Genomic DNA, 22,122 nt, shown 5'->3' on the forward strand with positions numbered 1-22,122 from the left:
GATGAATTCCTGGCGCAACATCAGTCTGTGGATGGATCAGCTCGATGATCCGCTGCAGGCGCGGCCCAGCCTGCAAGCCCAGCTGCACGCCGACGTGGCTATCATCGGCGCTGGTTATACCGGCCTGTGGACGGCCTATTACCTCAAGCGCCAGGCGCCGCAGCTGCGTGTGGTGATCGTCGAGGCCGAGACCGCCGGCTTCGGTGCGTCCGGGCGCAATGGTGGCTGGTTGATGGGTAACCTGCTCGGCGAGGATCGTCTGCTGGCCGGTGTGCCAGCGTCGGAGCGCAAGGCGGGCTTCGACCTGCTGCACGGCATTCCCGATGAAGTGGTCTCGGTGGTCGCCCGTGAAGGCATCGATTGCGATCTGCGCAAGGGCGGCGTGCTGTATTGCGCGGCGCGCTACCCGGAGCAGGAAGTGCGCCTGCGTGATTATCTCAAGGAATTGCGTGCGCTGGGCCTGAGTGAAGACGACTACCGCTGGCTGCCGCCGAGCGAACTGGCCACCCAGTTGCGCGTGGCCAATGCCTACGGCGCGCTGTACAGCCCGCATTGCGCGACGATCCAACCGGCCAAGCTGGTGCGGGGCCTGGCGTGCTGCGTCGAGGACCTGGGTGTCGAACTCTACGAGCGCAGCCCGGTGATCGACTGGCAACCCGGCCTGGTGCGTACCGCTCACGGCCTGGTCACGGCTGACTGGGTGGTGCCGGCCATCGAGGGGTACGCCGCCAGCTTGCCGCCGTTGGGTAATCACCAGTTGCCGGTGCAGAGCCTGATCGTTGCCACCGAGCCATTGCCGGCGGATGTCTGGGCCGGTATCGGTCTGGAGCGCGGGCAGGCGTTCAGCGAATTCAGCCGTCAGGTCACCTACGGCCAGCGCAGCCTCGATGACCGTCTGATCTTCGGGGCGCGTGGTGGCTACCGCTTTGGCGGGCGCCTGCGCACCGACTTCAACTTAACCGACGACGAGCTGGGTTTACGCCGTTACCTGATGGGGGAAATCTTCCCGCAGCTGCGCAACGTGCGTTTCACCCATTCCTGGGGTGGCAACCTGGGCATGGCGCGGCGCTTCCAGCCGCACATGCTGCGCGACACCCGCAACCGCATCGCGCTGTCTGGCGGTTACGGCGGCGAGGGCGTCGGAGCCACCAACCTGGGCGGGCGCACCCTGGCCGATCTCATTCTCGGTCGGGACAGCGAACTGCTGCGCCAGCCCTGGGTGCTGAGTGATAGCCCGATTTCCAGCCTGAGGCGCTGGGAGCCCGAACCCTGCCGCTGGCTTGGCTACAACGCCATCATCCGCAGTTTCGTGCATGAGGACGAAGTCCTCGCCAACCCGCGCAGCCCGGCCTGGCGCCGGCGTCTGGCGCAGGCGGTGGCGGCGCGCATGGAAAGCCTGATGGGCTGAGTGAATGCCAGCCGTTCCTTTATCCGGAGTACCAATGAATATCACCCATTTTCGTAACACTCCCAACGTCGGCCTGGACGAGTCCAATCCGGTTGCCGTGCCCCTGAGCGAGCCGGTGGCGGTTACTTCGACCACCAGCGTCGAGCGCAGTGACGGCGTCGAGACCGGCATCTGGGAATGCACGCCGGGGCGCTGGCGCCGACAGATTGTGCAGCAGGAGTTCTGTCACTTCGTGGCTGGGCGCTGCACCTTCACGCCTGACGGCGGTGAGCCCATCGAGATTCGCGCCGGCGACGCCCTGATGATGCCGGCCAATACCCTTGGCATCTGGGACATACAAGAAACGGTGCGCAAGACCTATGTGCTGATCTTCTGAGTCAGCCCCTTTTCAGTACTGCCTAGAACAACAACTCACGAGGTATCCCATGCTGAAGAAACTCCTGCCGTGCCTGATCCTGGCCGGCACCGCTCATGCCGCTGATAGCGTGCGCATCTACAACTGGACCGATTACATCGCCCCGGACACCCTCAAGCAGTTCGAAAAGAGCAGCGGTCTGGGTACCCATTACGACGTCTACGACAGCAACGAGACGCTGGACGCCAAGCTGATGGCCGGTCGCTCCGGCTACGACGTGGTGTTCCCTTCCAACCACTTCATGGCCCGGCAGATTCAGGGTGGCGCGCTGAAGAAGCTCGACCGCAGCAAGCTGCCGAACTGGAACAACCTCAGCCCGGTACTGATGAAGACGCTGGAGGTGAACGATCCGGGCAACGAGCACGGCTTCCCCTATCTGTGGGGCAGCACCGGTATCGGCTACAACGTAGACAAGGTGCGCGCCGTGCTGGGCGAGGAGGTGAAGATGGACAGCTGGGACGTGCTGTTCGACCCGGTCAAGCTGGCCAAGCTCAACCAGTGCGGCGTGGCGATCCTCGACAACGGCCCGGAAATGCTGCCGATTGCCCTGCATCACCTGGGCCTGCCACACCACAGCAAGAACCCTGAGGACTACAAGCGCGCCGAAGCGTTATTGATGGAGATGCGCAAGAACGTGCGTTATTTCCACTCTTCCAAATACGTCGGTGATCTGGCCAATGGCGAGATCTGCATGGCGGTGGGCTTTTCCGGCGACATCATGCAGGCTGGCGCCCGTGCCGCTGAGGCGGGTAACGGGGTGAAGATCCAGTACGAGATTCCCAAGGAAGGCGCGCCGATCTGGTTCGACATGGTGGCCATGCCGGTCGATGCCGGCAACGAAGAGGGCGCGTACGCCTTCATGAACTACCTGCTGCAGCCCGAGGTAATGGCGGCCATCAGCAATCATGTGAAGTACGCCAATGGTAACACCAAGGCCGACGCGCTGGTCGACCCGGCGCTGAAGGCCGATCCGACCGTGTATCCGCCAGAGGCGGTGATGGACAAGCTGTACACCCTGGAGGCCATGCCGCTGAAGATCGACCGTGTGCGCACGCGTATCTGGAGCAAGGTCAAGAGCGGCGTCTGAGCGTCTACTCGATGAAAAAAGCCCCGGCATGCCGGGGCTTTTGTTGTGCGTCATTCAATCGCTCATGGTTCAGACCTTGAAACGCCCCAGCAGGCGATCCTGCTGGCCAACCTGTTCCACCATCGAGCCGCACTGGCGCACCTGCTGTTCGGCGCCGCCAGCCAGTTCATGGCTGATGTCGCGAATGTTGGTGGTGTTGCGGTTGATCTCCTCGGTGGTGGCGCTTTGCTCCTCGGCCGCGGTGGCGATCTGCAGGTTCATGTCGTTGATGCGGGTGATCGCCTCGCGGATACGGCCGAGCATGTCGTTGGCCGCGCCGGCGTCTTCGGCCGTCTTGCTGGCCGTGTCGCGGCTCTGTTGCATGCGGCTTTCGGCCTGACGCACACCGCCTTGCAGTTGATCGATCATCTGGCGGATTTCCTGGGTGGCCTGCTGCGTGCGCGAGGCCAGCGAGCGCACCTCATCGGCGACCACGGCAAAGCCACGGCCGGATTCACCGGCGCGCGCGGCTTCGATGGCGGCGTTCAGTGCCAGCAGGTTGGTCTGCTCGGCGATGCTGGTGATGACCTGCAGAATCGACTCGATGTTGTGGCTGAGCTTGGCCAGCTCGTTGATCGCGTGGCTGGTGCCATCCATCTCGTCGGCCAGATGGCGGATCGCCGCGCTGGATTGCGACACCACGCGCACGCCGTTTTCGGTTTCTTCGTTGGCGGCGACGGCGGCCTGGGCTGCGGCCTGGGCGTTGCGCGCCACTTCCTCGGCAGTCGAGGCCATTTCCTGCATAGCGGTGGCAAGCTGATCCAGCTCTTGCAGCTGTTCCTGCAGGCGGCGCGCGGCCTGTTCCGACTCGTTTGAGGTCAGAGCCGTACTTTCGCGGACCTGGCGCGAGCTGCCCATGACGTCGCCAATCAACGTCTGCAGGGTCTGCAGGAAGCGGTTGAATTCCTGCGACAGCTCGCCGATCTCGTCGTTGCTGGTGATCGCCAGGCGGCGAGTCAGGTCACCTTCGCCGCTGTTGATCTCACGCAACGAGGTGCTGAGCAGGCTCAGTGGTTTGAGCAGGCTGTTCATCAGCAGGCCCAGCACCACCAAGCTGATTGCCACACCGACCACGGTGCCGACCACGGCCAGCCAGGTCAGGCGGTTGGCTTCGGCCATCACCACGCTCTCGTCCAGCACCACGCCGATGTACCAGTCCATGCCGCGCAGGTTGGGTAGCGGGGTGAAGGAGACCAGCAGGTTCTTGCCGCCGGCCTCGACTTCGCGCAGTTCCTTGCTCAGCGTCGGGCTCTGGCCGTCGAACAGTTCGCTGTAGGACTTGCCGTTGTACTCGGCATTGGGGTGGGAAATGATATTGCCCGAGCGGCTGAGCAGGAAGGCATAGCCGGCGCCATTGAAGTCCAGGGTGTTGATCGCATCGGCGACCGATTGCAGGCGGATATCGCCACCGAACACGCCGAGAAACTGACCCGCGTCGCTGATCCGGGCGACAGCAGAGATGAGGATTTCATTGGTGGTGGAGTCGACGTAGGGTTCGGTCAGCACTGCCTGGTTGCCAGCCTTGCCGGTCGCATACCAGGGGCGTTTACGGCCGTCCCAGTCGGCGCTGGGTTTCCAGTCGTCACTGTTCTTGATTGGCTTGCCGTCCGCTTCCAGCGCACCGAAGACCAGAATGAACTCGTTCTTGAGCAGTGGCGCATCGAATACACGCTGGTTTTCTTCAGGGCTGTAGCTGCTGTCGATGGTTTGCGACATCAGGTCAATCAGACGCAGTTTGGCGTTTAGCCAATTCTCGATCTGTCTGGCCAATGCATTGCTCGATTCGGCAATGCTCGATTCGACCTGACTGCGCAGTGTGTCGCGGACCTGGCTGACCTGGGATAGCGACAGCAGGCTGGTGGTAAGGAACAGCACGGTAGCGGCCGCGATACCGACCTTGTGGGCGATTTTCATGAATGGGCTCCTGGGCACCAAGACGACGGGGCTGCATCCATGCAAGGCAGTTGTCTGCAAGGCAAATACAGTGCTGGCTTTTCGCCGGCGGGACGTGTGGTCTCTCTGTACGTTTTTGTATCGGCTCTCAGGTGCCGTTCTTGAGCCTCAGCCGCGCTTTCTGTGCAAGCGACTGGTATTGACCACATCCACCGCGCGGGCGCGCAGTTGACCGCAACCGCCGTCGACATCCTGGCCGGCCGAATTGCGCACCTTGGTCAGCACGCCACGGCTGTGCAGATAACGCACCATCTCGACGATGCGCTCGCCGTCGGGGCGCTGGTAGTCGTCGGCTTCCAGGCTGTTGTAGGGGATCAGGTTGAGCACGGCGAACTTGCCCTTGAACAGGCGCAGGATGTTGTCCATCTCTTCCTGGCTGTCGTTGATGCCCTTGAGCAGGGTCCACTGGTACTGGATCGGGTAGTCGATGGTGCGCGCGTAGGCTTCGCCCAGTTCCACCAGCTCTTCAGGATCGATGCGCGGCGCCTTGGGCAGCAGGCGTTGGCGCAGTTCGGCGTCAGTGGTATGCAGCGACAGCGCCAGGGCAGGGCGCACGCGTTGCTTGGGCAGGCGCTCGAACACCCGCGGGTCACCAACGGTGGAGAACACCAGGTTGCGCTGACCGATACCGCCCTCGGTGCCGAGCAGATCGATGGCCTCAAGAACGTTGTCGAGATTGTGCGCCGGCTCGCCCATGCCCATGAACACCACTTTCTTCACCGGGCGAAAGCGCCGACCCAGGGCGACCTGGGCGACCATCTCGGCGCTGCTGAGCTGGCGCAGCAGACCGCTCTTGCCGGTCATGCAGAACACACAGGCTACCGCGCAGCCCACCTGGCTGGAGATGCACAGGCCATCACGTGGCAACAGTACGCTTTCCACCATCTGTTTGTCGGCCAGCTCCACCAGCAGGCGAGCCGAGCCGTCGGCGCCAGGGTGTTCGGAGCGCAGCCGGGCCAGTGCGTCCAGTTCGCTGGCGATAGCAGGCAGCCCTTCACGTACCGTCAGTGGCAGGAAGTTCTCGGTCTTCTGATGCTTGGTGCCGGTATCCAACGGCTTGCCCTGCAGCCAGGCACGGGTAATGCGCCCGATATGCTGGGGTTTGGCGCCAAGGTCGGCGAGGCGTTGGTTGAGTTCGGTGAGCTGCATGGGGCGCGCATGCTATCACTTGGCCGTGGGGGCGACCACGTCGAAGCGTAGCGCGCCGATCATCTGCCCGGCTTCGGTGACGACCCGCACCTGCCAGCGGCCTTCGGGCGAGGCGGGGAAGTTGAGTTTGTGCGTCCAGGCGCGATAGCCCTCCTTGCGCCCGCCGTTGATGTCCAGGGCAATGCGGTCGACTTCCTGACCGTTGTGCTGCCAGACGTGGTAGATGCGCTCGTTGAGGCCGCGTGGAGCATTGATCGAGGTGTAGGCGTAGAGCCCGTCATTGAGCAATTGCTCAGGGCTGATCTGCCGCAGGCTTTCGCCTGGCGTGCGCTGCGCGCCATCGAAGTGATCGCTGATCGCTACCTCGGTCAGCCACAGCGTTGCCGGCGGCACCCAGACTCGCGCCATCCAGCCGGCGCTGGCCATCGCCAGAGGCAGGGCAGCCAGCAACACAATGCGCCGCCAACCAGCGAAACCGATCAAGCCGGGCAGGCTTGGTAAAGCCAGTACCGTGGCAACCGCCAGAGCGATCCGGTAGCTCTGCGGGGTACTGAGGTGAAAGATGATCGGCAACGCGGTCAGCATCACCGCGAACAGCGCCAGGCTGTGAAAGATCAACAGCAACCAGCGCCTGGGCGCCAGCCAGCGGTAGTAAATCGGGTCGGTGATCGAGGCCAGGGCGGCGATCGCCAGCAGGCCGCTGAACAGTAACTGCCCGCTGTTCCAGGTGGTGGTGATGAAGAAGAACGGCAAGACGAAGAACAGACTTTCCTGGTGGATCATCTGTGTGCCGTAGCGCAGCAGCGGCAACGGCAATTCGAAGCCGAAGCGCCGGGCAATGCGTTCACGCAGCAGGTTCTCCAGAATCAACCAGACCCAACTGACCAGCAATACTACGCCGAGTACCTTGGCCAGGTACGCCTGGCGGTCGACCAGGAGAAAACTGGCCACGCCCGAGCAGAAGCCGAACAGGGCGACCAGGCCTGGGTAACGGCGCAGCAGGGCGATCAGCGTGGGGATGCGGTCGAGCACGACTTTCATGGCAGCAGCAAATGACAGTGTTGGGCGCGCATCCTAGGTAGCCCGAGCCTTGGCTGCAAGCGAGTCGTCAGCTGCGCTGGCGGTGTCGGGCCGCTTGCGGCACTATTGCGCCCCCGTTTCACCACCGAGTCCGAAAACGATGAAATTCATCCATCAACGCGAGCATCTGGAAGAGGGCGATCTGGTGGTCATCCAGTGTTCGCAGCCCTGCAACATCCGCCTGATGAACGATGCCAACTTTCGCGCGTTCAGGAACCGTGGTCGGCACAGTTATCACGGCGGCGCCTTCATCAAGTTCCCAGCGAAGATTCGCGTGCCCTCCAGTGGTTTCTGGAACATCACGCTGGATACCGTCAGCCGTCGTGCGGTGAGCGTGACGCGCAAGCCGCAGATGGAGTACAGCATCAAGATCGTCCGTCGCCCGGGCGCCTGATGCTCGCCGCTGCAGGTGAAGAAAAAAGCTAAACGCTGACAGCCAGGTCGAGGTCACAACTCGTGAACCTCGAAAAAGGAGAGTCAGCATGCTGAAGTTTCTGGGCGGTACCGTCGGTATCATTTTCATCATCGGCCTGATCGTGGTGGTGGGATTGCTCTCACTGATCTTCTAGCCAATGAATGGCCCCGCTGCGTGCAGCGGGGCTGATCGCATTCAGAGCCGTTTGCGCTGGTTGCCCTGGTGCTGCTCGCAGGTCATGAAGCCCTTGCTGTCGACCCGGCCGTTGACGTCGAAGTCCACGTAATAGGGCTGCTCCAGGCCGTCGACATTCAGCACGTAGTTGTTGCAGGTGCCGCCTGTGACACTGTTGCGCACGTCCGAAGAGGGTGGCCCACCGAGGGTGCGTACCTGTTCCTGAGTCATGCCGTGGTCGACCTGCTTGACCAATGGCTCATTGCGGAAGGTCAGGTAATCGGCCGGGTTCTCGAAGGTCGAGCAACCGCTCACCGCAGCCGCTACGGCCAGTAATGCAAGGCTGTGCTTGTACATGTCATCGCTCCGTCGATTGAGCCGAAATGGCTCGACATGTTTTGGAGCCGCGTCCGTGCATGAGAGTTCGAGTTTTTCGATGATCGGCGCGAGTCGCGCCTCATTCGTCGCTGCATGAATGAAAAGAGCCCGCGATTGCGGGCTCTTTTGCATCAGTCGTCGTAGCCCAGGTTCGGCATCAGCCAGCGTTCGCTGACAGCGATGTCCTGGCCCTTGCGCTTGCTGTACTGCTCGATCTGATCCTTGTCCACCTTGCCCACGGCGAAGTACTGCGCCTCGGGGTGGGCGAAGTACCAGCCGGACACTGCTGCCGCAGGGAACATGGCGTAGTGCTCGGTGAGAAACACGCCGCTCTTGCCGGCCTTGTGGTAGTCAGCCTCGGGGTCGAGCAGCTTGAACAGCGTGGCCTTCTCGGTGTGATCCGGGCAGGCCGGGTAGCCGGGGGCAGGGCGGATGCCCTTGTACTGCTCGCGGATCAGTGCTTCGTTGTCCAGCTGTTCATCCCTGGCATAACCCCAGTAGTCCTTGCGCACACGCTCGTGCAGCCATTCGGCGCAGGCCTCGGCCAGGCGGTCGGCCAGGGCCTTGACCATGATCGAGTTGTAGTCGTCGCCCTTGGCCTCATAGGCCTTGGCCACTTCCTCGGCACCGATGCCAGCGGTGGTGATGAAGCCGCCGACGTAGTCGGTCACACCGCTTTCCTTCGGCGCGACGAAGTCGGCCAGCGACAGGTTCGGCTTGCCGTCGGGCTTGATGGTCTGCTGGCGCAGGTGGTGCAGGGTGGCCAGGGGCTTGCCGTCGTTACCATAGACTTCGATGTCGTCATGGGCGACCTGGTTGGCCGGCCAGAAGCCGAACACCGCGCGGGCCTTGATCAGTTTCTCGTCGATCAGCTTCTTCAGCATCGCCTGGGCGTCGTCAAACAACGCGGTGGCAGCTTCGCCAACCACTTCGTCGGTGAGGATGCGAGGGTACTTGCCAGCCAGGTCCCAGGAGATGAAGAACGGTGTCCAGTCGATGTACTCGGCCAGGGTCGCCAGGTCGATGTCGTCAAGCACCTGGGTACCGGTGAAGCTCGGCTTGGGCGCGACGTAGCCGTTCCAGTCGAAGGCCGGCTTGTTGGCGATGGCATCGGCATAGCCCAGGCGCTCGGTGCGCGAGGCTCGGGCCGAGGTGCGTTCACGCACCACCACGTATTCCTCGCGGGTCTTGCGCACGAAATCGGCCTTCAGCTCCTTGGACAACAGCTGGGTGGCCACGCCGACGGCGCGCGAAGCGTCGGTGACGTAGACCACCGCGTCGTTGCTGTACTGCGGGTCGATCTTCACCGCGGTGTGGGCCTTGGAGGTGGTGGCGCCACCGATCATCAATGGCAAGGTGAAGCCCTGGCGCTGCATTTCCTTGGCGACATGCACCATCTCGTCCAGCGAGGGAGTGATCAGGCCGGACAGGCCAATGATGTCGCACTTCTCGGCGATGGCGGTCTGCAGGATTTTCTCCGCCGGCACCATCACGCCGAGGTCGACGATGTCGTAGCCGTTACAGCCCAGCACCACGCCGACGATGTTCTTGCCGATATCGTGTACGTCACCCTTGACCGTGGCCATGAGGATCTTGCCCTTGGCTTCCGGCTTGTCGCCTTTCTCCGCTTCGATGAAGGGAATCAGGTGGGCAACGGCCTGCTTCATAACGCGGGCAGACTTGACCACCTGGGGCAGGAACATCTTGCCCGAGCCGAACAGGTCGCCGACCACGTTCATGCCGCTCATCAGCGGGCCTTCGATGACCTCGATGGGGCGCGCGCATTGCTGGCGGCACTCCTCGGTGTCTTCGACGATAAAGGCAGTGATGCCTTTGACCAGCGCGTGTTCCAGGCGCTTGTCCACCGGCAGCGAGCGCCACTCCTCGTTCTCGACTTCCTTGACGGCGCCGTCGCCCTTGTACTTGTCGGCGATGGCGAGCAGGGCGTCGGTGCCGCCGGATGTGCGGTTGAGCACCACATCCTCGACCTTGTCGCGCAGCTCCTTGGGAATCTCGTCGTAGATTTCCAGTTGGCCGGCGTTGACGATGCCCATGGTCAGGCCGTTCTGGATCGCGTAGTAGAGAAATACCGAGTGGATCGCTTCACGCACCGGGTTGTTGCCGCGAAACGAGAACGACACGTTGGAGACGCCACCCGAGCTCAGCGCATAGGGCAGGTTGTCGCGAATGAAGGCGCAGGCCTCGATGAAGTCCACGGCGTAGTTGTTGTGCTCTTCGATGCCGGTGGCCACGGCGAAGATGTTCGGGTCGAAGATGATGTCTTCCGGCGGGAAGCCCACTTCGTTGACCAGAATGTCGTAGCTGCGCTGGCAGATTTCCTTCTTGCGCGCGGCGGTATCGGCCTGGCCGACCTCGTCGAAGGCCATCACCACCACGGCGGCGCCGTAGCGCTTGCACAGCTTGGCGTGGTGCTTGAACTGCTCGACGCCTTCCTTCATCGAGATCGAGTTGACGATGCCCTTGCCCTGGATGCACTTCAGGCCCGCTTCGATCACTTCCCACTTGGAGGAGTCGATCATGATCGGCACGCGCGAGATGTCCGGCTCACCGGCGATCAGGTTGAGGAACCTAACCATGGCGGCCTTGGAGTCGAGCATGCCTTCGTCCATGTTGATGTCGATCACCTGAGCGCCGGCTTCCACCTGCTGCAGGGCGACTTCCAGTGCCTCGGTGTAGTTCTCCTCGCGGATCAGGCGGGCGAACTTGGCGGAGCCGGTGATGTTGGTACGCTCGCCGACGTTGACGAACAGCGAGTTGCGGTCGATGGTGAAGGGCTCGAGGCCCGACAGGCGGCAGGCCTTGGGAATCTCTGGAATGGTGCGAGGTTGGTACTTGGCGACCGCCTCGGCAATGGCCTGGATATGCCCTGGCGTGGTGCCGCAGCAACCGCCAATGATGTTGAGAAAGCCGCTGGCGGCGAACTCTTCGACCACCGCAGCCATCTCGGCAGGCGATTCGTCGTACTCGCCGAAGGCGTTGGGCAGGCCGGCGTTGGGGTGCGCAGAGACGTGGGTGTCTGCCTTGTTCGACAGTTCTTCCAGGTAAGGGCGCAGGTCTTTGGCGCCAAGGGCGCAGTTCAGACCGACGGAGATAGGGTTGGCGTGCCGTACCGAGTTCCAGAACGCCTCGGTGGTTTGGCCGGACAGTGTACGGCCGGAGGCGTCGGTGATGGTGCCGGAAATCATGATCGGCAACTCGACGCCGTCTTCATCGAACACTTGCTGCACGGCGAAGATCGCCGCCTTGGCGTTGAGGGTGTCGAAGATGGTCTCGATCAGGATCAGGTCGGCGCCGCCTGCGATCAGGCCGCGAGTGGCCTCGGTGTAGTTGTCTACCAGTTCATCGAAGGTAACGTTGCGGTAGCCGGGATCGTTAACGTCAGGGGAAATCGAGCAGGTACGGCTGGTCGGGCCAAGCACGCCGGCGACGAAGCGCGGGCGATCCGGGGTTTCCAGGGTCTTGGCGTCGGCCACTTCACGAGCTACACGGGCACCGGCGACGTTCAGCTCATAGGCCAGGCCCTCCATGCCGTAGTCGGCCTGGGATACCTGGGTGGCATTGAAGGTATTGGTTTCCAGAATGTCGGCGCCGGCATCCAGATAAGCCTTCTCGATGGCTGCGATGATCTGCGGCTGGCTGAGCAGCAGCAGGTCGTTGTTGCCTTTGACGTCGCTCGGCCAGTCGGCGAAGCGCTCGCCGCGGTAGTCGGCCTCTTCCAGCTTGTAGCTCTGGATCATGGTGCCCATGCCGCCATCGAGGATCAGGATGCGCTCCTTCAGGGCTTGCTGGAGGGCTTGGAGGCGGGCGCTGCGATCGGACATGAGAACTACCTGAGCAAAGCGGAAACAAAGGTGGGCGATGATAGCAAAGCTGCAGGGTTCTGGAGCACCAGCGGGCTTTTCATGAATTTCATTCATGTTGCTGGAGGCGCCGTCTCGTTAGAATTGCCAGCATCGCACTCAAGGACGTGGCCATGCTCAAGCCCGCTGCTCTGTTTCTTCTTTCTTTCGCAGCCGGCCTGGCCCGTGCGGAAGCGATTTCCTATATCGATGACGTCCAACCGATCCTCACCCACAAATGCGTAGCCTGCCATACCTGTTATGACGCGCCGTGCCAGCTCAATCTGGGCAGTGGCGAAGGCATTGCGCGTGGCGCCAGCAAGCAACTGGTGTACGACGGTACGCGCAGCAAGGCGCAAGCGACCACTCGGCTTTATCTGGATGCACAGGGCGAGGCGGCCTGGCGCCAGCGCGACTTTCATTCGGTGCTCGATGGCGAGAACGGCCAGGCTGCGCTGATCAAGCGCATGCTGGAGCTGGGTCGCAGTCAGCCACTGGAGCCCAATGCCAAGCTCCCTGACAATCTCGACATCGCCATCACTCGCAGCAACAGCTGTCCGTTGCCGGAGGAGTTCGCCGCCTATGCGCAGAAGAATCCCCATGGCGGCATGCCGTTCGCCGTGACGGGGCTGAACGATGACGAGTACGCCACCCTTGAACAGTGGCTGGCCCAGGGTGCGCCGGTCGCCGAACAGACGCTCACGCCGAGTGCAGTCGAGTTGCGCCAGGTGGAGCAGTGGGAAAAATTCTTGAATGCGCCCGGTGCGCGGCAGGATCTGGTTGCGCGCTGGCTGTACGAGCATTTGTTCCTCGCGCATCTGCACTTCGAGGGCGGGGAGCCCGGGCACTTCTTCCAGATGGTCCGTTCGCGTACCCCTAGCGGCAAACCCATCGATCCTATCGCCACGCGCCGCCCGAACGACGATCCGGGCACCGAGTTCTACTACCGGCTATGGCCGATCCAGGGCGTGATCGTGCACAAGACGCATATCACCTACCCACTGGGTGACGCCAAGCTGGCACGGGTCAAGGAGCTGTTCTTCGGCGAAGACTGGGCGCTGGACGCTGTGCCGGGTTACGGCGCACAACGCCGCGCCAACCCCTTCGAAACCTTCGCCGCGATTCCGGCGCGTGCGCGCTATCAGTTCATGCTGGATAACGCCGAGTACTTCGTGCGTACCTTCATCCGTGGTCCGGTGTGCCGCGGGCAGATCGCCACTGACGTGATTCGCGACAACTTCTGGGCCGTGTTCCAGGCGCCGGAGCACGATCTCTACATCACCGATGCCAATTACCAGCGCGAGGCCACGCCGCTGTTGGCCATGCCCGGCCAGTTCGACGATATCGGCGATCTGCTGGGCTTGTGGCGCAACTATCGCGACAAGCGCAACGATTACGAGAACCTGCGCAAGGACGCTTACGCCGACGCACCTCCTGCGGACTGGGCACATATCTGGAGCGGCAATGACAACGCGCTGCTGTCGATCTTCCGCCAGCACGACAGTGCCTCGGTGCGCAAAGGCCTGCTCGGCGAGATTCCGCAGACCCTCTGGTGGATGGATTACCCGCTGCTGGAGCGCACCTACTACCAACTGGTGGTCAACTTCGACGTGTTCGGCAACGTTTCGCACCAGGCGCAGACGCGATTGTATTTCGATCTGATCCGCAATGGCGCCGAAGTGAACTTTCTGCGCCTGCTGCCAGCGCGCTCACGTGAGGCCTACCTGGATGACTGGTATCAGAACAGCGGCAAGTTAAAGATGCTGCTGGACTACACCTCAGTCGATCATCGTTCACCGAGCGCCATTGGCCTGACCGGTGAGGATCCGAAGAAGCAGTTCGCCGAACAGCTGCTGCAGCGCTACGCCAAGCTCAACGCGCGTCCTGACCCGATCAACCGCTGCACAGGCGCGCAGTGTTATCGCGACGGTTTGCCCAGGGAGCTGCAAGATGTCGAGCAGACGTTGGCGCGCCTGGCCAGTCGTCCGGCGGGCGGCTTGCGGGTGATTGATCAACTGCCAGAAGCGACGATGTTGCGGGTAGAGCTGAGCGATGGCTCGCGCGAGATCTACAGCCTGCTGCGCAACCGTGCGCACAGCAACGTGGCGTTCATGCTGGGAGAGGAGCTGCGCTATCAACCGCGCCTGGACACCCTGACCATCTACCCGGAAGTGCTGAGCAGCTATCCGAATTTCCTGTTCACGGTCAAAGCGGGGGCGGTGGATGCCTTCGTCAAGCAGATGGAAGCTGTCAGCGACGCAAAATCCTTCGAGCAAATCGTCGAGCGCTGGGGTGTACGGCGCAGTCATCCCGAGTTCTGGCGCTATTTTCACGATCTCGCCGAGCATATTCGCGAAACCCAGCCGCTGGAGACAGGCGTGCTGGATATGAACCGCTACCAGAACCTCTAAATGCACCGGAGCGCACGTGAAGTGCGCTCCAGATTGCTTGTCGCATGGCGGCTATGGTTGCGATCAATTCCTACTAATTTAGTTGGGCTTTAACCGGGCGGCGCTCTGGCGTACACTGCGTCCATGTTCGCGAGGAGTTGCCATGAGCGCCATCATCATTACCCAAGCTGCCGAAGATTACCTGGCCGAGCTGCTGAGCAAGCAGGACACTCCGGGTATCGGCATCCGAGTTTTCATCACCCAGCCAGGTACGCCTTACGCGGAAACCTGCATTGCCTACTGCAAGCCGGGTGAGCAGAAGCCTGAAGACACCGCCGTTGGCCTGGCCAGTTTCACCGCCTGGATCGATGGCGTCAGTGAGCCTTTCCTGGAAGACGCAGTCGTCGACTACGCCACCGATCGCATGGGCGGCCAGTTGACCATCAAGGCGCCGAACGCCAAGGTGCCGATGGTCAACGAAGACAGTCCGCTCAACGAACGTATCAACTACTACCTGCAGACCGAGATCAATCCCGGCCTGGCCAGCCATGGCGGCCAGGTGACGCTGATCGACGTGGTCGAAGAGGGCATTGCCGTGCTGCAGTTCGGCGGTGGTTGCCAGGGCTGTGGCCAAGCCGATTACACCCTCAAGGAAGGCATCGAGAAAACCCTGCTCGAGCGCATTCCAGAGCTCAAGGGGGTGCGTGACGTGACCGACCACAGCAATCGCGAGAACGCCTACTACTGATAGGCGTCTTGCACATGAAAAAGGGGCGACTGGAGTCGCCCCTTTTTCATTTCAGGCCTTGAGTACACGTTTGCTGGAGGCGGGGAAGCGTTCGAGCTTTTCGGCCGGGCGAATCGGCCGCTTCACCAGTTCGCCGCCGCAGTTCGGGCAGCGTAGCGCCAGGATGGATTCGGCGCAGGAGCGGCAGAAGGTGCACTCGAAGGAGCAGATCAAGGCGTCAACACTGGACGCAGGCAGATCGCAGTCGCAGTTCTCGCAGTTGGGGCGCAGTTCAAGCATGGCGCGAGGCTCGGCACAGTGGGTGATCGCAGCAGTCTGCAGTCGCTGGCGGCCAAGCGCAACGGGCAAATCTGGGGGCGCGCAAGGCGCCCCGACGGGGTTTATTCCGGCATGCTCCAAGGCGCCAGGTCAAAACCCTGGCTGCGCAGCTCATCACGGGAGCGCTGCAGTGCGTCTTCCAGCTGTTGCGGGTCGCTGTAGGTGGCGCTGGACAGCTGGGTGCGGCCGAGCAGGCGGGTGTTGGTGCGGTCGATGACGCTGATGCTGACGACGCCGGTGCCGTCCTGCGGAGCCCAGGCCACGCACTGGAACGGGCGGAAGGCGCGATCGGCAATCAGCAGGGCTTCGTTGAAACGCAGCGGTGTGTTCATGGGGTCGGTTTCTCCGAGTTGTTCCCAACAATCAATGGCGGCCAACAGGTTATTGATGTTGGCCTTTCAATGTTGTTGATGAACTCAGTAGACCCATAAGTCACACATGGCTGAAAAAAGTTTTATTACCGGCGTAGTGTGCCTTGATAAAAACTTCAGGCGTCTCGCCGGCTACAACTTTCTACTGCGAAAGTTCCACCTCTGTTTCTTGCGTAACTGGCTGCGGCGCAGCGTTAGCGAGGGCTGGGGCGTTGCGCTGATGGCGATAGGCGCTTACCGCCTCATATACCGATTTGCGCAAACGGTTTATGCCCCCGATAGGCCGGTGTTCAGGAAGTGCGTGCCAGGGGTTGAAGGACAAATTGTCGCAGAACAGGTTTTGTTCGCGGCTATCGAAGTCCTGCGGCTGTACGGTAATACGCGCAACGCTCTCGAAGGGCGATATCTTTTCACTCCATTCGACAGTCGGATCTTCGATGGGCATGTAGTACTGCGCGTTCTGCTTTTGCACCTGAAGTTCAAAACACGCCGGCGCACGGTCCAGTGACAACTGCTGGTAGAGCGCATTACGCAGGAAGTTGGGCAGGTCGGTGTTTTGTTCCGGCAGCTCGTAGGGTGGGCAATTCTGTGGGGCGGGCACCACGCGGTACTTGATGTTCAATTCGCCGAGCTTGAACGGCGCGATGGAGTTGTAGGTAGTGGCCACGGGGCTCTCTGGCGCCGGAGCCAGGGTCTTCAGGGCGATAATCAGGTGGCGTGCCTCCCAGGTGCGCGGGTCCCAGCTTGGGAAGAAAGCCTGGACCTTCTTGCCATCTGCCTGAGCGGCGAAATTGGTGCGGTACTCGGCCACGTCGCGAACGAAGAAGGCTGGATGGTTGAACATCACGAAATCCTGTTCGCCAGCATGCACCGGGCTCTTCATGAGTTTCTTGCCAGGCACGTCGAGCAGCTTGATGGCCATGCCACGTGCATCGCGGGCACGATCAAACTGCGGGTAAGCGTTGCCGTTGGACAGGCGCATCCAGGCCTGCCAGGTATGCCCAGGTTCGCTGAACACGCCTTGGCGCAGTGACTCGTCCAGTGTATCCAGCACCTGCACCTCGGCTTTGACGCAGCCGTGGGCCTTGGCATGCGCATCGCGCAGTACGCGGGTGTTATCACGGTGTTGCTCGACGATGCGTACCGCATCTTCGATGATCAGCCTGGTCAGCGCTTTTTCATCCGGCGCGATCTGTTCTTGCGTGGAGACCGGGCCGGAGAATTTCCAGGCGTAATAGGCTTCGCCCAAACCCCAGCCAACCAGGCCGACCAGAACGACGGTGAACAGCAGTTTGCCGAGCAGGCGACCGAGCCAGAGCCAGAAGCGTTTCAACATCGTTGCAATCCTTGTTCTAGATATCGGTTGAAATCAGCCTTCGCAGCTCGGCCCGGGTGTCCAGGTTTGTACCGGCACGTCGCTGAGCTGAGTCTCCAGGTCAGCGTTGCCGAGCACCTTGAGGTATTCGATCAGCGCCAGGCGTTCGTCCGGCGACAAGGCGCGCCCGATGACGCCCTCCTGACGGCAGCCATCGCGGAACTCATGGCCACCATTGCCATTGCCGGTAACGCGGGTATCGAGCAGGAAACCACCCGGGAACTTGTCGCTGCGATAGCCCACGCGTACCGGGTCGAATTCGAAATTACCGACCCAGAACTGGGCCTGCCGCTCGTATACAGGAGAGAGCAGCTCGAACAGATTGGGCACCGATCCGTTGTGCAGGAAGGGCGGGGTGGCCCAGATACCATCGAGTGGGCGGGCCTTGTAGCCGCGCTTCTCCTGAACGCCGATGGGCAGGCCGTAGCCGTCCATTTCCTTGCGCTGGCGTGGCCCGATACCGGCGTCCTGATAGGCGCGGTTCTCCACATAAGCAGTGATATAGGCCAGGCCCTTGGCGCTGGAAATGCTCTTGAAATCGACCTCATCGAGGCTGGCGCCGTACAGACGCACGTCCAGCTTCGACAACTCGGCCTTGGTCCAGCCCAGGCGACTGATGTCGAAACGATGGTCAGCGATGTTGTCGGCGGTAGTTGGGTCGGTGCCGACGATGCTGATCGGTACGACGCGCATCTTCCACTCAGGATCGCGCGACGGTGCCAGGCGCTGGTCGCGCGGCTTGGGATCGGGGGCATGACAATAGGCGCAATTCTCGGTGTAGAGCGCCTTGCCACGGCTGGCCAGCGGCAGATCCACCTTGCCGAATACAGCCTCTGGCCACTTGGGTGGCTGCAGCCGTTTCAAGGTTTCCTCAAGGGTGTAGAGGTCATGCAGGCGCACGCTGGAGGCGTAGCGATCAGCCTCGGCAACGCCTTTGCCGTGTTCGTCGAGCAGATGCAGGCTGGCGCCTACGCCCAGGGCTTCGCCAACGTTGCGCGCCATCGGTTGCATGGCCGAGCCATTCCATTGCACCCAGTCGAATTTCCAGATGTCCCAGAGTTGCGGGTAGCTGACCGGGGCATTGGCGACGCGGTAGTTGGCGTCATCCAGCACATCGCCGAACACGGTATTGGCGATACGACCGAATGCATCGGTACGGCCAAAGCCTTCTTCGGTCGGATACAGGCCGCGGTGCCAGTCGTTGAAGGCAGTTGCCAGCAGCCGGTCGAGCACTTGCTTGAAATCCTCGCGTAGCTGGTCACGGCCTTGCGGGTATTGATCACCCAGGACTTCCTGGGCAAAACGACGGAATTTCAGCGGGTTGTAATAGGTGAAGGCCATGCTCATACCCAGCGCCTGGCCAAAACCGCCGCCGCGTAGGGTCGGCACGGTAGAGGCTAGAGAGTGCAGGGCGGCACCACCGTCGATACGCACAGCCTGGCCTTTGTAGCGCAGCTCGCCGGTATGGCAGGCGGCGCAGCTGATATCGAGAAAGTGCTCGCCGCTTTCGCTGTCCTGGTGACGGGTAAAACCGACCGGCAGATTGCCGGGATTCAGAGCGCTTGGCTGCTGCTTGGGATCGGTGAGAAAGCCGAAGCGGGCCAGATAATCGAGGCGGGCGAATTTCTCGGTACCGAACGGCATTTCCAGCGCGCTGAACCAGTCATAGCGCAGGCCTTTAACCGTGGTGCCCTGCGGCGTGTAGTAATAGGTCTGGCGCTGCTCTTCGCTCCATTGCTGCAGGTAGTGCAACTCGCTGGGCTGCTGATAGGTCGGGAGATTGGGGTTGGCCACGTAATACAGCGCCACGGCCAGGCCGATCAGTGCCAGCAAAATCACGAGTTTCAGAGTACGGCGAAGCAGACGCATCAGAGACATCCTTGTAGCGTTCTTATTAATCGGCCTGTTATGCCAATACTGCAGGCTATTGGCAAGGTGCCATCGCCGTGATCATGAAAACTCTGCAATAACCAGCAGGAACAACGGATATAGAGAAATGATCCATGGAGCGTCAAAGTTCTTGCTAACTTTACGTTTGCGAGCGCCAAATTGTTGTTTTTATTGGAATTACAAAATAATGGCGCCAAGGATGGGATATGTTGGAGGCTGTTTCCGTCGCATCCCGGCAATTACTGGTGCTCGAACCTTTCGATGCATGCGAGACGCTGTTTCAGCCTTTGCAGGCGGCTGGCTGGACCTTGCAGCGCTGCACGCCAGAAACGCTCAACGACCATGCCGGTGATGCACTCCTGCTTCACCTTGATCAGCGACCGAGTCATGCATTGCTCAAACAGCTGCAACTGACGGGACTGGGTTGCATCGTGCTGGCGGATGCCGAGCGATTGAGGCAGATCGGCAGCGAAGAGCTGATCGGCGAATGGTGTTTCGCCGCGCTGACATTGCCGGGGGAAATGTCCCGCTTACTGGAAACCTTGCAACAGGCGCAGGCAGCCACTCGCTTGCGCAGATTGAAAAGCGGACGACAACTGCCGCAGTACTTGGGCAATTGCGGTGCAGCGCGCAGTCTGCGTCGGCAGCTCGATCGCCTGAGCCGTATCGAAGGGCCGCTACTTGTCAGCGGGGAACGTGGTAGCGGCAAGCACCTTCTGGCCCGCTTGCTCCATCAGCGCTCATCCTTTGCTGCCCAGGCCATGCGCGCTATCGACTGCGCCGAGCCTCTCGACGAGGCCGCTCTCGCCGCATCGAGCGTTACCAGTGTACTGCTCGAAAACGCTTCCCTGCTTTCTGCGGCTGACCAGCAAAGGTTGCTGGACTACCTGCAGCGCCATCCTCAAGCATATCTATTGACCCTGGACCGAGGCGAGTTGGTGCAGGCACTGCAGCAGGGACGTTTCAGGCGGGATCTGTTTCATCTATTGGCGGCGCAACAGCTACAAACGCCGAATCTGCGCGAACATCCAGGCGACCTGTCGCTGCTGGCCGAGCATTTCGCCAAACAGCACGGGGCGATGATCGGGCGGCATCATCGGCGTTTCAGTGAAGAGGCGATCACCGCCATGATCAGCCATCCCTGGCCAGGCAATGTGCGTGAGCTGCGCAATCGCGTGATACGCGCACTGGTGCTGGCTCAAGGACGACAGATTCTTGCAGCCGACCTTGGCTTGCGCCCGGCACAGGCCAGCATCGACGCTCCGGTAACGCTGGAGGACTACATACTGCGGGCCGAACGGCTGGCGCTGAACGACGTCCTGGGCCGCTACGCCAACAACATGAGCCAGGCCGCGCGCACGCTCGGGATTTCGCGGCCAACCTTCTATCGCTTGCTGCACAAGCATCGTCTGCGCTGAGACGCATGCTGTAACGCTCGAGAAACACTGCTAAGGTGCCCGTCGAACCTATCGACAAGGAGATTTTCATGCACCCGTTCGACGCCGCGAAGCCACCGAAACTGGCCGTGTTGCTGGGTTATGCCGGGCTGGTGCCATTCGTTGGTGGTGCATTGGGAATCTGGGTGATTCCCCTGGGCTGGCGACCTTTCGTATTGGACGCGCTGCTGGATTTTGCTGCAGTGATTCTGGCCTTTATGGGCGCCATTCACTGGGGTTTGGCGATGCGTGCGGAGGAAACCGATGAAAAGGCCAAGCTGCAACTGGGGCTGTCGGTGATTCCGCCCTTGCTCGGTTGGGCCGCATTGGCTGGTGGACTGCCGATTGGCTTGTCCCTGCCGATTTTCCTTTTTGCCTTTATCGGCCTGTACCTGGCAGACATGCACGCAGTACGCGTAGGGCTGGCGCCGCAATGGTATCCGGCCCTGCGTACGCCGTTGACCCTGGTGGTCTGCCTGAGCCTGTTAGTGGCCTGGGCCAGCGTGTTGATTCGCTAAGCCGAGCAGCGTCGCGACTTGCGCCAGCGCAGCCTGGCGTCGCTCGTCCCAGCCACCAGAAAGTTCGCAGAAACGCTGCCCGTTACCCTGCAGCCAGCCCCGGCAAGCCTGATGAAAAGCCTGGCGCTCTGCCAACTGTGGCTGGCAACGCTGGCCATCTTCGACCCAGGGCACGCCAGCGGGGTCGAGCAACAGATGCTGGTCGTAGTGACGCGCCAGCAATTCGGCCTCCAACCACTGCGGACAGTCGCCAAACAGGCACCGGCTCCAGAGTATGTTGCTCAGCAGGTGGGTGTCGAGGATCAGCAGCGGCGGTCTGGCTGCCCGCGCCGCGTCCTCCCAGGCCAGCTGGCCGCGCGCGATCTCTGCGATGTCGGCGTAACAGGTATCGCGCTGCTGCTCAGCGATGAAATGGCGCACGTACTCGCCCACCACCACGCCACCGAAGCGTGCCTGTATGTGCGCCGCCAGACAGCTTTTGCCGCTGGACTCCGGCCCGGTCAGCACCAGTACCTTCATGGCGCGTACTGCAACGCCGGGTCGCGACGCCAGCTCAGCCAGCCGCTGACGGCCAATGCGGTGAAAGCAGCGTAGAGACCAGCAGTAAGATACAGCTCGCTATACAGGAAGAAGACCACATAGCAGAGGTCTACTACCACCCAAAGTGCCCAGCATTGCAGGCGTTTCTGCGCCATCCACAGCTGCGCGACCAGGCTGAAGGCAGTCAGGGCCGAATCCAGCCAGGGTGAGCTAGCGTCGGTGTAGGTCGCCATGAGATAGCCGAGCAGCCCGGCACCCAGCGCGCCGGTCAACAGTCCAGTCAGGGCTGCGAGCATGCCCAGGCGGCTGACCTTGCGCCCATCATGGCGTTCGCCGCCACGGGTCCACTGCCACCAGCCGTAGAGCTGCAGCGCGGCGAACAACAGTTGCAGAAGCAGGTTGGAATACAGGCGCCAGTCATAGAACAGCCAGGCGTAGAGCAACACCATCACCAGGCCGATGGGCCAGCACCAGGGGTTCTGTCTGACCGTCAGCCACACCGCGACGATGCCGAGCCCGGCAGCAACGAGTTCGAGCCAGGACATCCGGCGTCCTCAAATCAGAAAAGGGTGCAGATT

Annotated in this window: 20 protein-coding genes and 1 pseudogene; 9 read left to right on the plus strand and 12 right to left on the minus strand. The window is 61.7% G+C overall.

Annotation, left to right across the window (positions count from 1 at the left end; all coding sequences use genetic code 11):
• The first annotated feature begins 1 nt into the window (after position 1).
• The 3 genes from BLT86_RS05875 to BLT86_RS05885 are packed head-to-tail and all read left to right on the plus strand — an operon-like array spanning position 2 to position 2,910.
• Positions 2-1,408, plus strand: coding sequence for an NAD(P)/FAD-dependent oxidoreductase (locus BLT86_RS05875; protein ID WP_092375270.1), 1,407 nt, complete (start codon positions 2-4; stop codon positions 1,406-1,408).
• 34 nt (positions 1,409-1,442) lie between these two features.
• Positions 1,443-1,784, plus strand: a complete 342-nt coding sequence (locus BLT86_RS05880; protein WP_017676933.1) for a cupin domain-containing protein — start codon at positions 1,443-1,445, stop codon at positions 1,782-1,784.
• Positions 1,785-1,833: 49 nt separating this feature from the next.
• Entirely contained in the window at positions 1,834-2,910 is a 1,077-nt protein-coding gene (locus tag BLT86_RS05885) for a polyamine ABC transporter substrate-binding protein (protein WP_092375273.1), read from the plus strand.
• Positions 2,911-2,979: 69 nt separating this feature from the next.
• On the opposite strand, the gene BLT86_RS26405 is transcribed toward BLT86_RS05885, so the two are convergent.
• The 4 genes and pseudogenes from BLT86_RS26405 to BLT86_RS05900 form a co-directional block, all read right to left on the minus strand.
• Positions 2,980-3,807, minus strand: coding sequence for a methyl-accepting chemotaxis protein (locus BLT86_RS26405; RefSeq protein ID WP_370605062.1), 828 nt, complete (start codon positions 3,805-3,807; stop codon positions 2,980-2,982).
• 30 nt (positions 3,808-3,837) lie between these two features.
• Positions 3,838-4,863 (minus strand): annotated as a pseudogene (locus BLT86_RS26410) (HAMP domain-containing protein); the annotation flags it as partial.
• 147 nt (positions 4,864-5,010) lie between these two features.
• On the minus strand, positions 5,011-6,051 hold the full coding sequence (locus BLT86_RS05895; protein ID WP_017676930.1) for an RNA methyltransferase: 1,041 nt from the start codon (positions 6,049-6,051) through the stop codon (positions 5,011-5,013).
• A gap of 15 nt (positions 6,052-6,066) precedes the next feature.
• On the minus strand, positions 6,067-7,092 hold the full coding sequence (locus BLT86_RS05900) for a DUF5924 family protein (protein WP_092375280.1): 1,026 nt from the start codon (positions 7,090-7,092) through the stop codon (positions 6,067-6,069).
• Positions 7,093-7,231: 139 nt separating this feature from the next.
• Here BLT86_RS05900 and BLT86_RS05905 point away from each other — a divergent pair, with 139 nt between their 5' ends.
• Together BLT86_RS05905 and BLT86_RS26550 are read left to right on the plus strand one after the other, a co-directional pair.
• Complete coding sequence (locus BLT86_RS05905; protein ID WP_003460213.1) at positions 7,232-7,525, plus strand: DUF1883 domain-containing protein; 294 nt, start codon at positions 7,232-7,234, stop codon at positions 7,523-7,525.
• An 88-nt stretch (positions 7,526-7,613) separates the two neighbouring features.
• Positions 7,614-7,700, plus strand: a complete 87-nt coding sequence (locus BLT86_RS26550; RefSeq protein WP_442873392.1) for a small membrane protein YohP — start codon at positions 7,614-7,616, stop codon at positions 7,698-7,700.
• A gap of 41 nt (positions 7,701-7,741) precedes the next feature.
• Here the strand turns inward: BLT86_RS26550 and osmE are convergent, their stop codons facing one another.
• Together osmE and metH are read right to left on the minus strand one after the other, a co-directional pair.
• Positions 7,742-8,077, minus strand: a complete 336-nt coding sequence (gene osmE / locus BLT86_RS05910) for an osmotically-inducible lipoprotein OsmE (protein WP_092375283.1) — start codon at positions 8,075-8,077, stop codon at positions 7,742-7,744.
• Between the two features lie 152 nt (positions 8,078-8,229).
• Entirely contained in the window at positions 8,230-11,940 is a 3,711-nt protein-coding gene (gene metH / locus BLT86_RS05915; protein WP_092375286.1) for a methionine synthase, read from the minus strand.
• A 152-nt stretch (positions 11,941-12,092) separates the two neighbouring features.
• On the opposite strand from metH, the gene BLT86_RS05920 reads away from it, so the two are divergent.
• Both BLT86_RS05920 and nfuA read left to right on the plus strand, forming a co-directional pair.
• Positions 12,093-14,369 carry a fatty acid cis/trans isomerase gene (locus BLT86_RS05920; protein WP_092375289.1) on the plus strand — a complete coding sequence of 759 codons (2,277 nt, stop codon included), beginning with the start codon at positions 12,093-12,095 and terminating at the stop codon, positions 14,367-14,369.
• 142 nt (positions 14,370-14,511) lie between these two features.
• Positions 14,512-15,096, plus strand: a complete 585-nt coding sequence (gene nfuA, locus BLT86_RS05925; RefSeq protein WP_003460205.1) for a Fe-S biogenesis protein NfuA — start codon at positions 14,512-14,514, stop codon at positions 15,094-15,096.
• 51 nt (positions 15,097-15,147) lie between these two features.
• On the opposite strand, the gene BLT86_RS05930 is transcribed toward nfuA, so the two are convergent.
• The 4 genes from BLT86_RS05930 to BLT86_RS05945 all read right to left on the minus strand — a co-directional run bounded on the left by BLT86_RS05930 (position 15,148) and on the right by BLT86_RS05945 (position 19,029).
• Complete coding sequence (locus BLT86_RS05930) at positions 15,148-15,375, minus strand: DUF1272 domain-containing protein (RefSeq protein WP_003460203.1); 228 nt, start codon at positions 15,373-15,375, stop codon at positions 15,148-15,150.
• A 101-nt stretch (positions 15,376-15,476) separates the two neighbouring features.
• Positions 15,477-15,746: a hypothetical protein gene (locus BLT86_RS05935; protein ID WP_003460201.1), complete on the minus strand. Its 270-nt coding sequence runs from the start codon at positions 15,744-15,746 to the stop codon at positions 15,477-15,479.
• 181 nt (positions 15,747-15,927) lie between these two features.
• The gene (locus tag BLT86_RS05940) at positions 15,928-17,121 is read right to left on the minus strand and encodes a catalase family protein (RefSeq protein ID WP_092375292.1); all 1,194 of its coding nucleotides are present in this window, start codon (positions 17,119-17,121) and stop codon (positions 15,928-15,930) included.
• Between the two features lie 33 nt (positions 17,122-17,154).
• Positions 17,155-19,029 (minus strand): di-heme-cytochrome C peroxidase, encoded by a 1,875-nt coding sequence (locus BLT86_RS05945; RefSeq protein WP_092375295.1) that lies wholly within the window; start codon positions 19,027-19,029, stop codon positions 17,155-17,157.
• A gap of 227 nt (positions 19,030-19,256) precedes the next feature.
• On the opposite strand from BLT86_RS05945, the gene BLT86_RS05950 reads away from it, so the two are divergent.
• Together BLT86_RS05950 and BLT86_RS05955 are read left to right on the plus strand one after the other, a co-directional pair.
• Entirely contained in the window at positions 19,257-20,468 is a 1,212-nt protein-coding gene (locus BLT86_RS05950) for a sigma-54-dependent transcriptional regulator (RefSeq protein ID WP_197676095.1), read from the plus strand.
• 68 nt (positions 20,469-20,536) lie between these two features.
• On the plus strand, positions 20,537-21,004 hold the full coding sequence (locus tag BLT86_RS05955) for a DUF3429 domain-containing protein (protein WP_084341441.1): 468 nt from the start codon (positions 20,537-20,539) through the stop codon (positions 21,002-21,004).
• Here BLT86_RS05955 and BLT86_RS05960 read toward each other — a convergent pair.
• Both BLT86_RS05960 and pnuC read right to left on the minus strand, forming a co-directional pair.
• Positions 20,972-21,523 (minus strand): AAA family ATPase, encoded by a 552-nt coding sequence (locus BLT86_RS05960; protein ID WP_092375297.1) that lies wholly within the window; start codon positions 21,521-21,523, stop codon positions 20,972-20,974. The genes BLT86_RS05955 and BLT86_RS05960 overlap by 33 nt on opposite strands.
• Positions 21,520-22,089 (minus strand): nicotinamide riboside transporter PnuC, encoded by a 570-nt coding sequence (pnuC, locus tag BLT86_RS05965; protein ID WP_092375300.1) that lies wholly within the window; start codon positions 22,087-22,089, stop codon positions 21,520-21,522. Before pnuC ends, BLT86_RS05960 begins: the two co-directional genes overlap by 4 nt.
• Positions 22,090-22,122: the final 33 nt, after the last annotated feature.

The sequence above is a fragment of the Pseudomonas sihuiensis genome (assembly GCF_900106015.1).
In the GTDB taxonomy this organism is placed as follows: Bacteria; Pseudomonadota; Gammaproteobacteria; order Pseudomonadales; family Pseudomonadaceae; genus Aquipseudomonas; species Aquipseudomonas sihuiensis.

Coding starts and splice junctions, on each gene's coding strand:
- BLT86_RS05945 (WP_092375295.1), bottom strand. CDS start 19,029: ATGCGTCTGCTTCGCCGTACTCTGAAACTCGTGATTTTGCTGGCACTG.
- BLT86_RS05955 (WP_084341441.1), top strand. CDS start 20,537: ATGCACCCGTTCGACGCCGCGAAGCCACCGAAACTGGCCGTGTTGCTG.
- BLT86_RS05875 (WP_092375270.1), top strand. CDS start 2: ATGAATTCCTGGCGCAACATCAGTCTGTGGATGGATCAGCTCGATGAT.
- BLT86_RS26405 (WP_370605062.1), bottom strand. CDS start 3,807: ATGGGCAGCTCGCGCCAGGTCCGCGAAAGTACGGCTCTGACCTCAAAC.
- osmE (WP_092375283.1), bottom strand. CDS start 8,077: ATGTACAAGCACAGCCTTGCATTACTGGCCGTAGCGGCTGCGGTGAGC.
- BLT86_RS05905 (WP_003460213.1), top strand. CDS start 7,232: ATGAAATTCATCCATCAACGCGAGCATCTGGAAGAGGGCGATCTGGTG.
- BLT86_RS26550 (WP_442873392.1), top strand. CDS start 7,614: ATGCTGAAGTTTCTGGGCGGTACCGTCGGTATCATTTTCATCATCGGC.
- BLT86_RS05895 (WP_017676930.1), bottom strand. CDS start 6,051: ATGCAGCTCACCGAACTCAACCAACGCCTCGCCGACCTTGGCGCCAAA.
- BLT86_RS05930 (WP_003460203.1), bottom strand. CDS start 15,375: ATGCTTGAACTGCGCCCCAACTGCGAGAACTGCGACTGCGATCTGCCT.
- BLT86_RS05885 (WP_092375273.1), top strand. CDS start 1,834: ATGCTGAAGAAACTCCTGCCGTGCCTGATCCTGGCCGGCACCGCTCAT.
- BLT86_RS05920 (WP_092375289.1), top strand. CDS start 12,093: ATGCTCAAGCCCGCTGCTCTGTTTCTTCTTTCTTTCGCAGCCGGCCTG.
- BLT86_RS05960 (WP_092375297.1), bottom strand. CDS start 21,523: ATGAAGGTACTGGTGCTGACCGGGCCGGAGTCCAGCGGCAAAAGCTGT.
- pnuC (WP_092375300.1), bottom strand. CDS start 22,089: ATGTCCTGGCTCGAACTCGTTGCTGCCGGGCTCGGCATCGTCGCGGTG.
- BLT86_RS05935 (WP_003460201.1), bottom strand. CDS start 15,746: ATGAACACACCGCTGCGTTTCAACGAAGCCCTGCTGATTGCCGATCGC.
- BLT86_RS05940 (WP_092375292.1), bottom strand. CDS start 17,121: ATGTTGAAACGCTTCTGGCTCTGGCTCGGTCGCCTGCTCGGCAAACTG.
- BLT86_RS05950 (WP_197676095.1), top strand. CDS start 19,257: ATGTTGGAGGCTGTTTCCGTCGCATCCCGGCAATTACTGGTGCTCGAA.
- BLT86_RS05880 (WP_017676933.1), top strand. CDS start 1,443: ATGAATATCACCCATTTTCGTAACACTCCCAACGTCGGCCTGGACGAG.
- metH (WP_092375286.1), bottom strand. CDS start 11,940: ATGTCCGATCGCAGCGCCCGCCTCCAAGCCCTCCAGCAAGCCCTGAAG.
- BLT86_RS05900 (WP_092375280.1), bottom strand. CDS start 7,092: ATGAAAGTCGTGCTCGACCGCATCCCCACGCTGATCGCCCTGCTGCGC.
- nfuA (WP_003460205.1), top strand. CDS start 14,512: ATGAGCGCCATCATCATTACCCAAGCTGCCGAAGATTACCTGGCCGAG.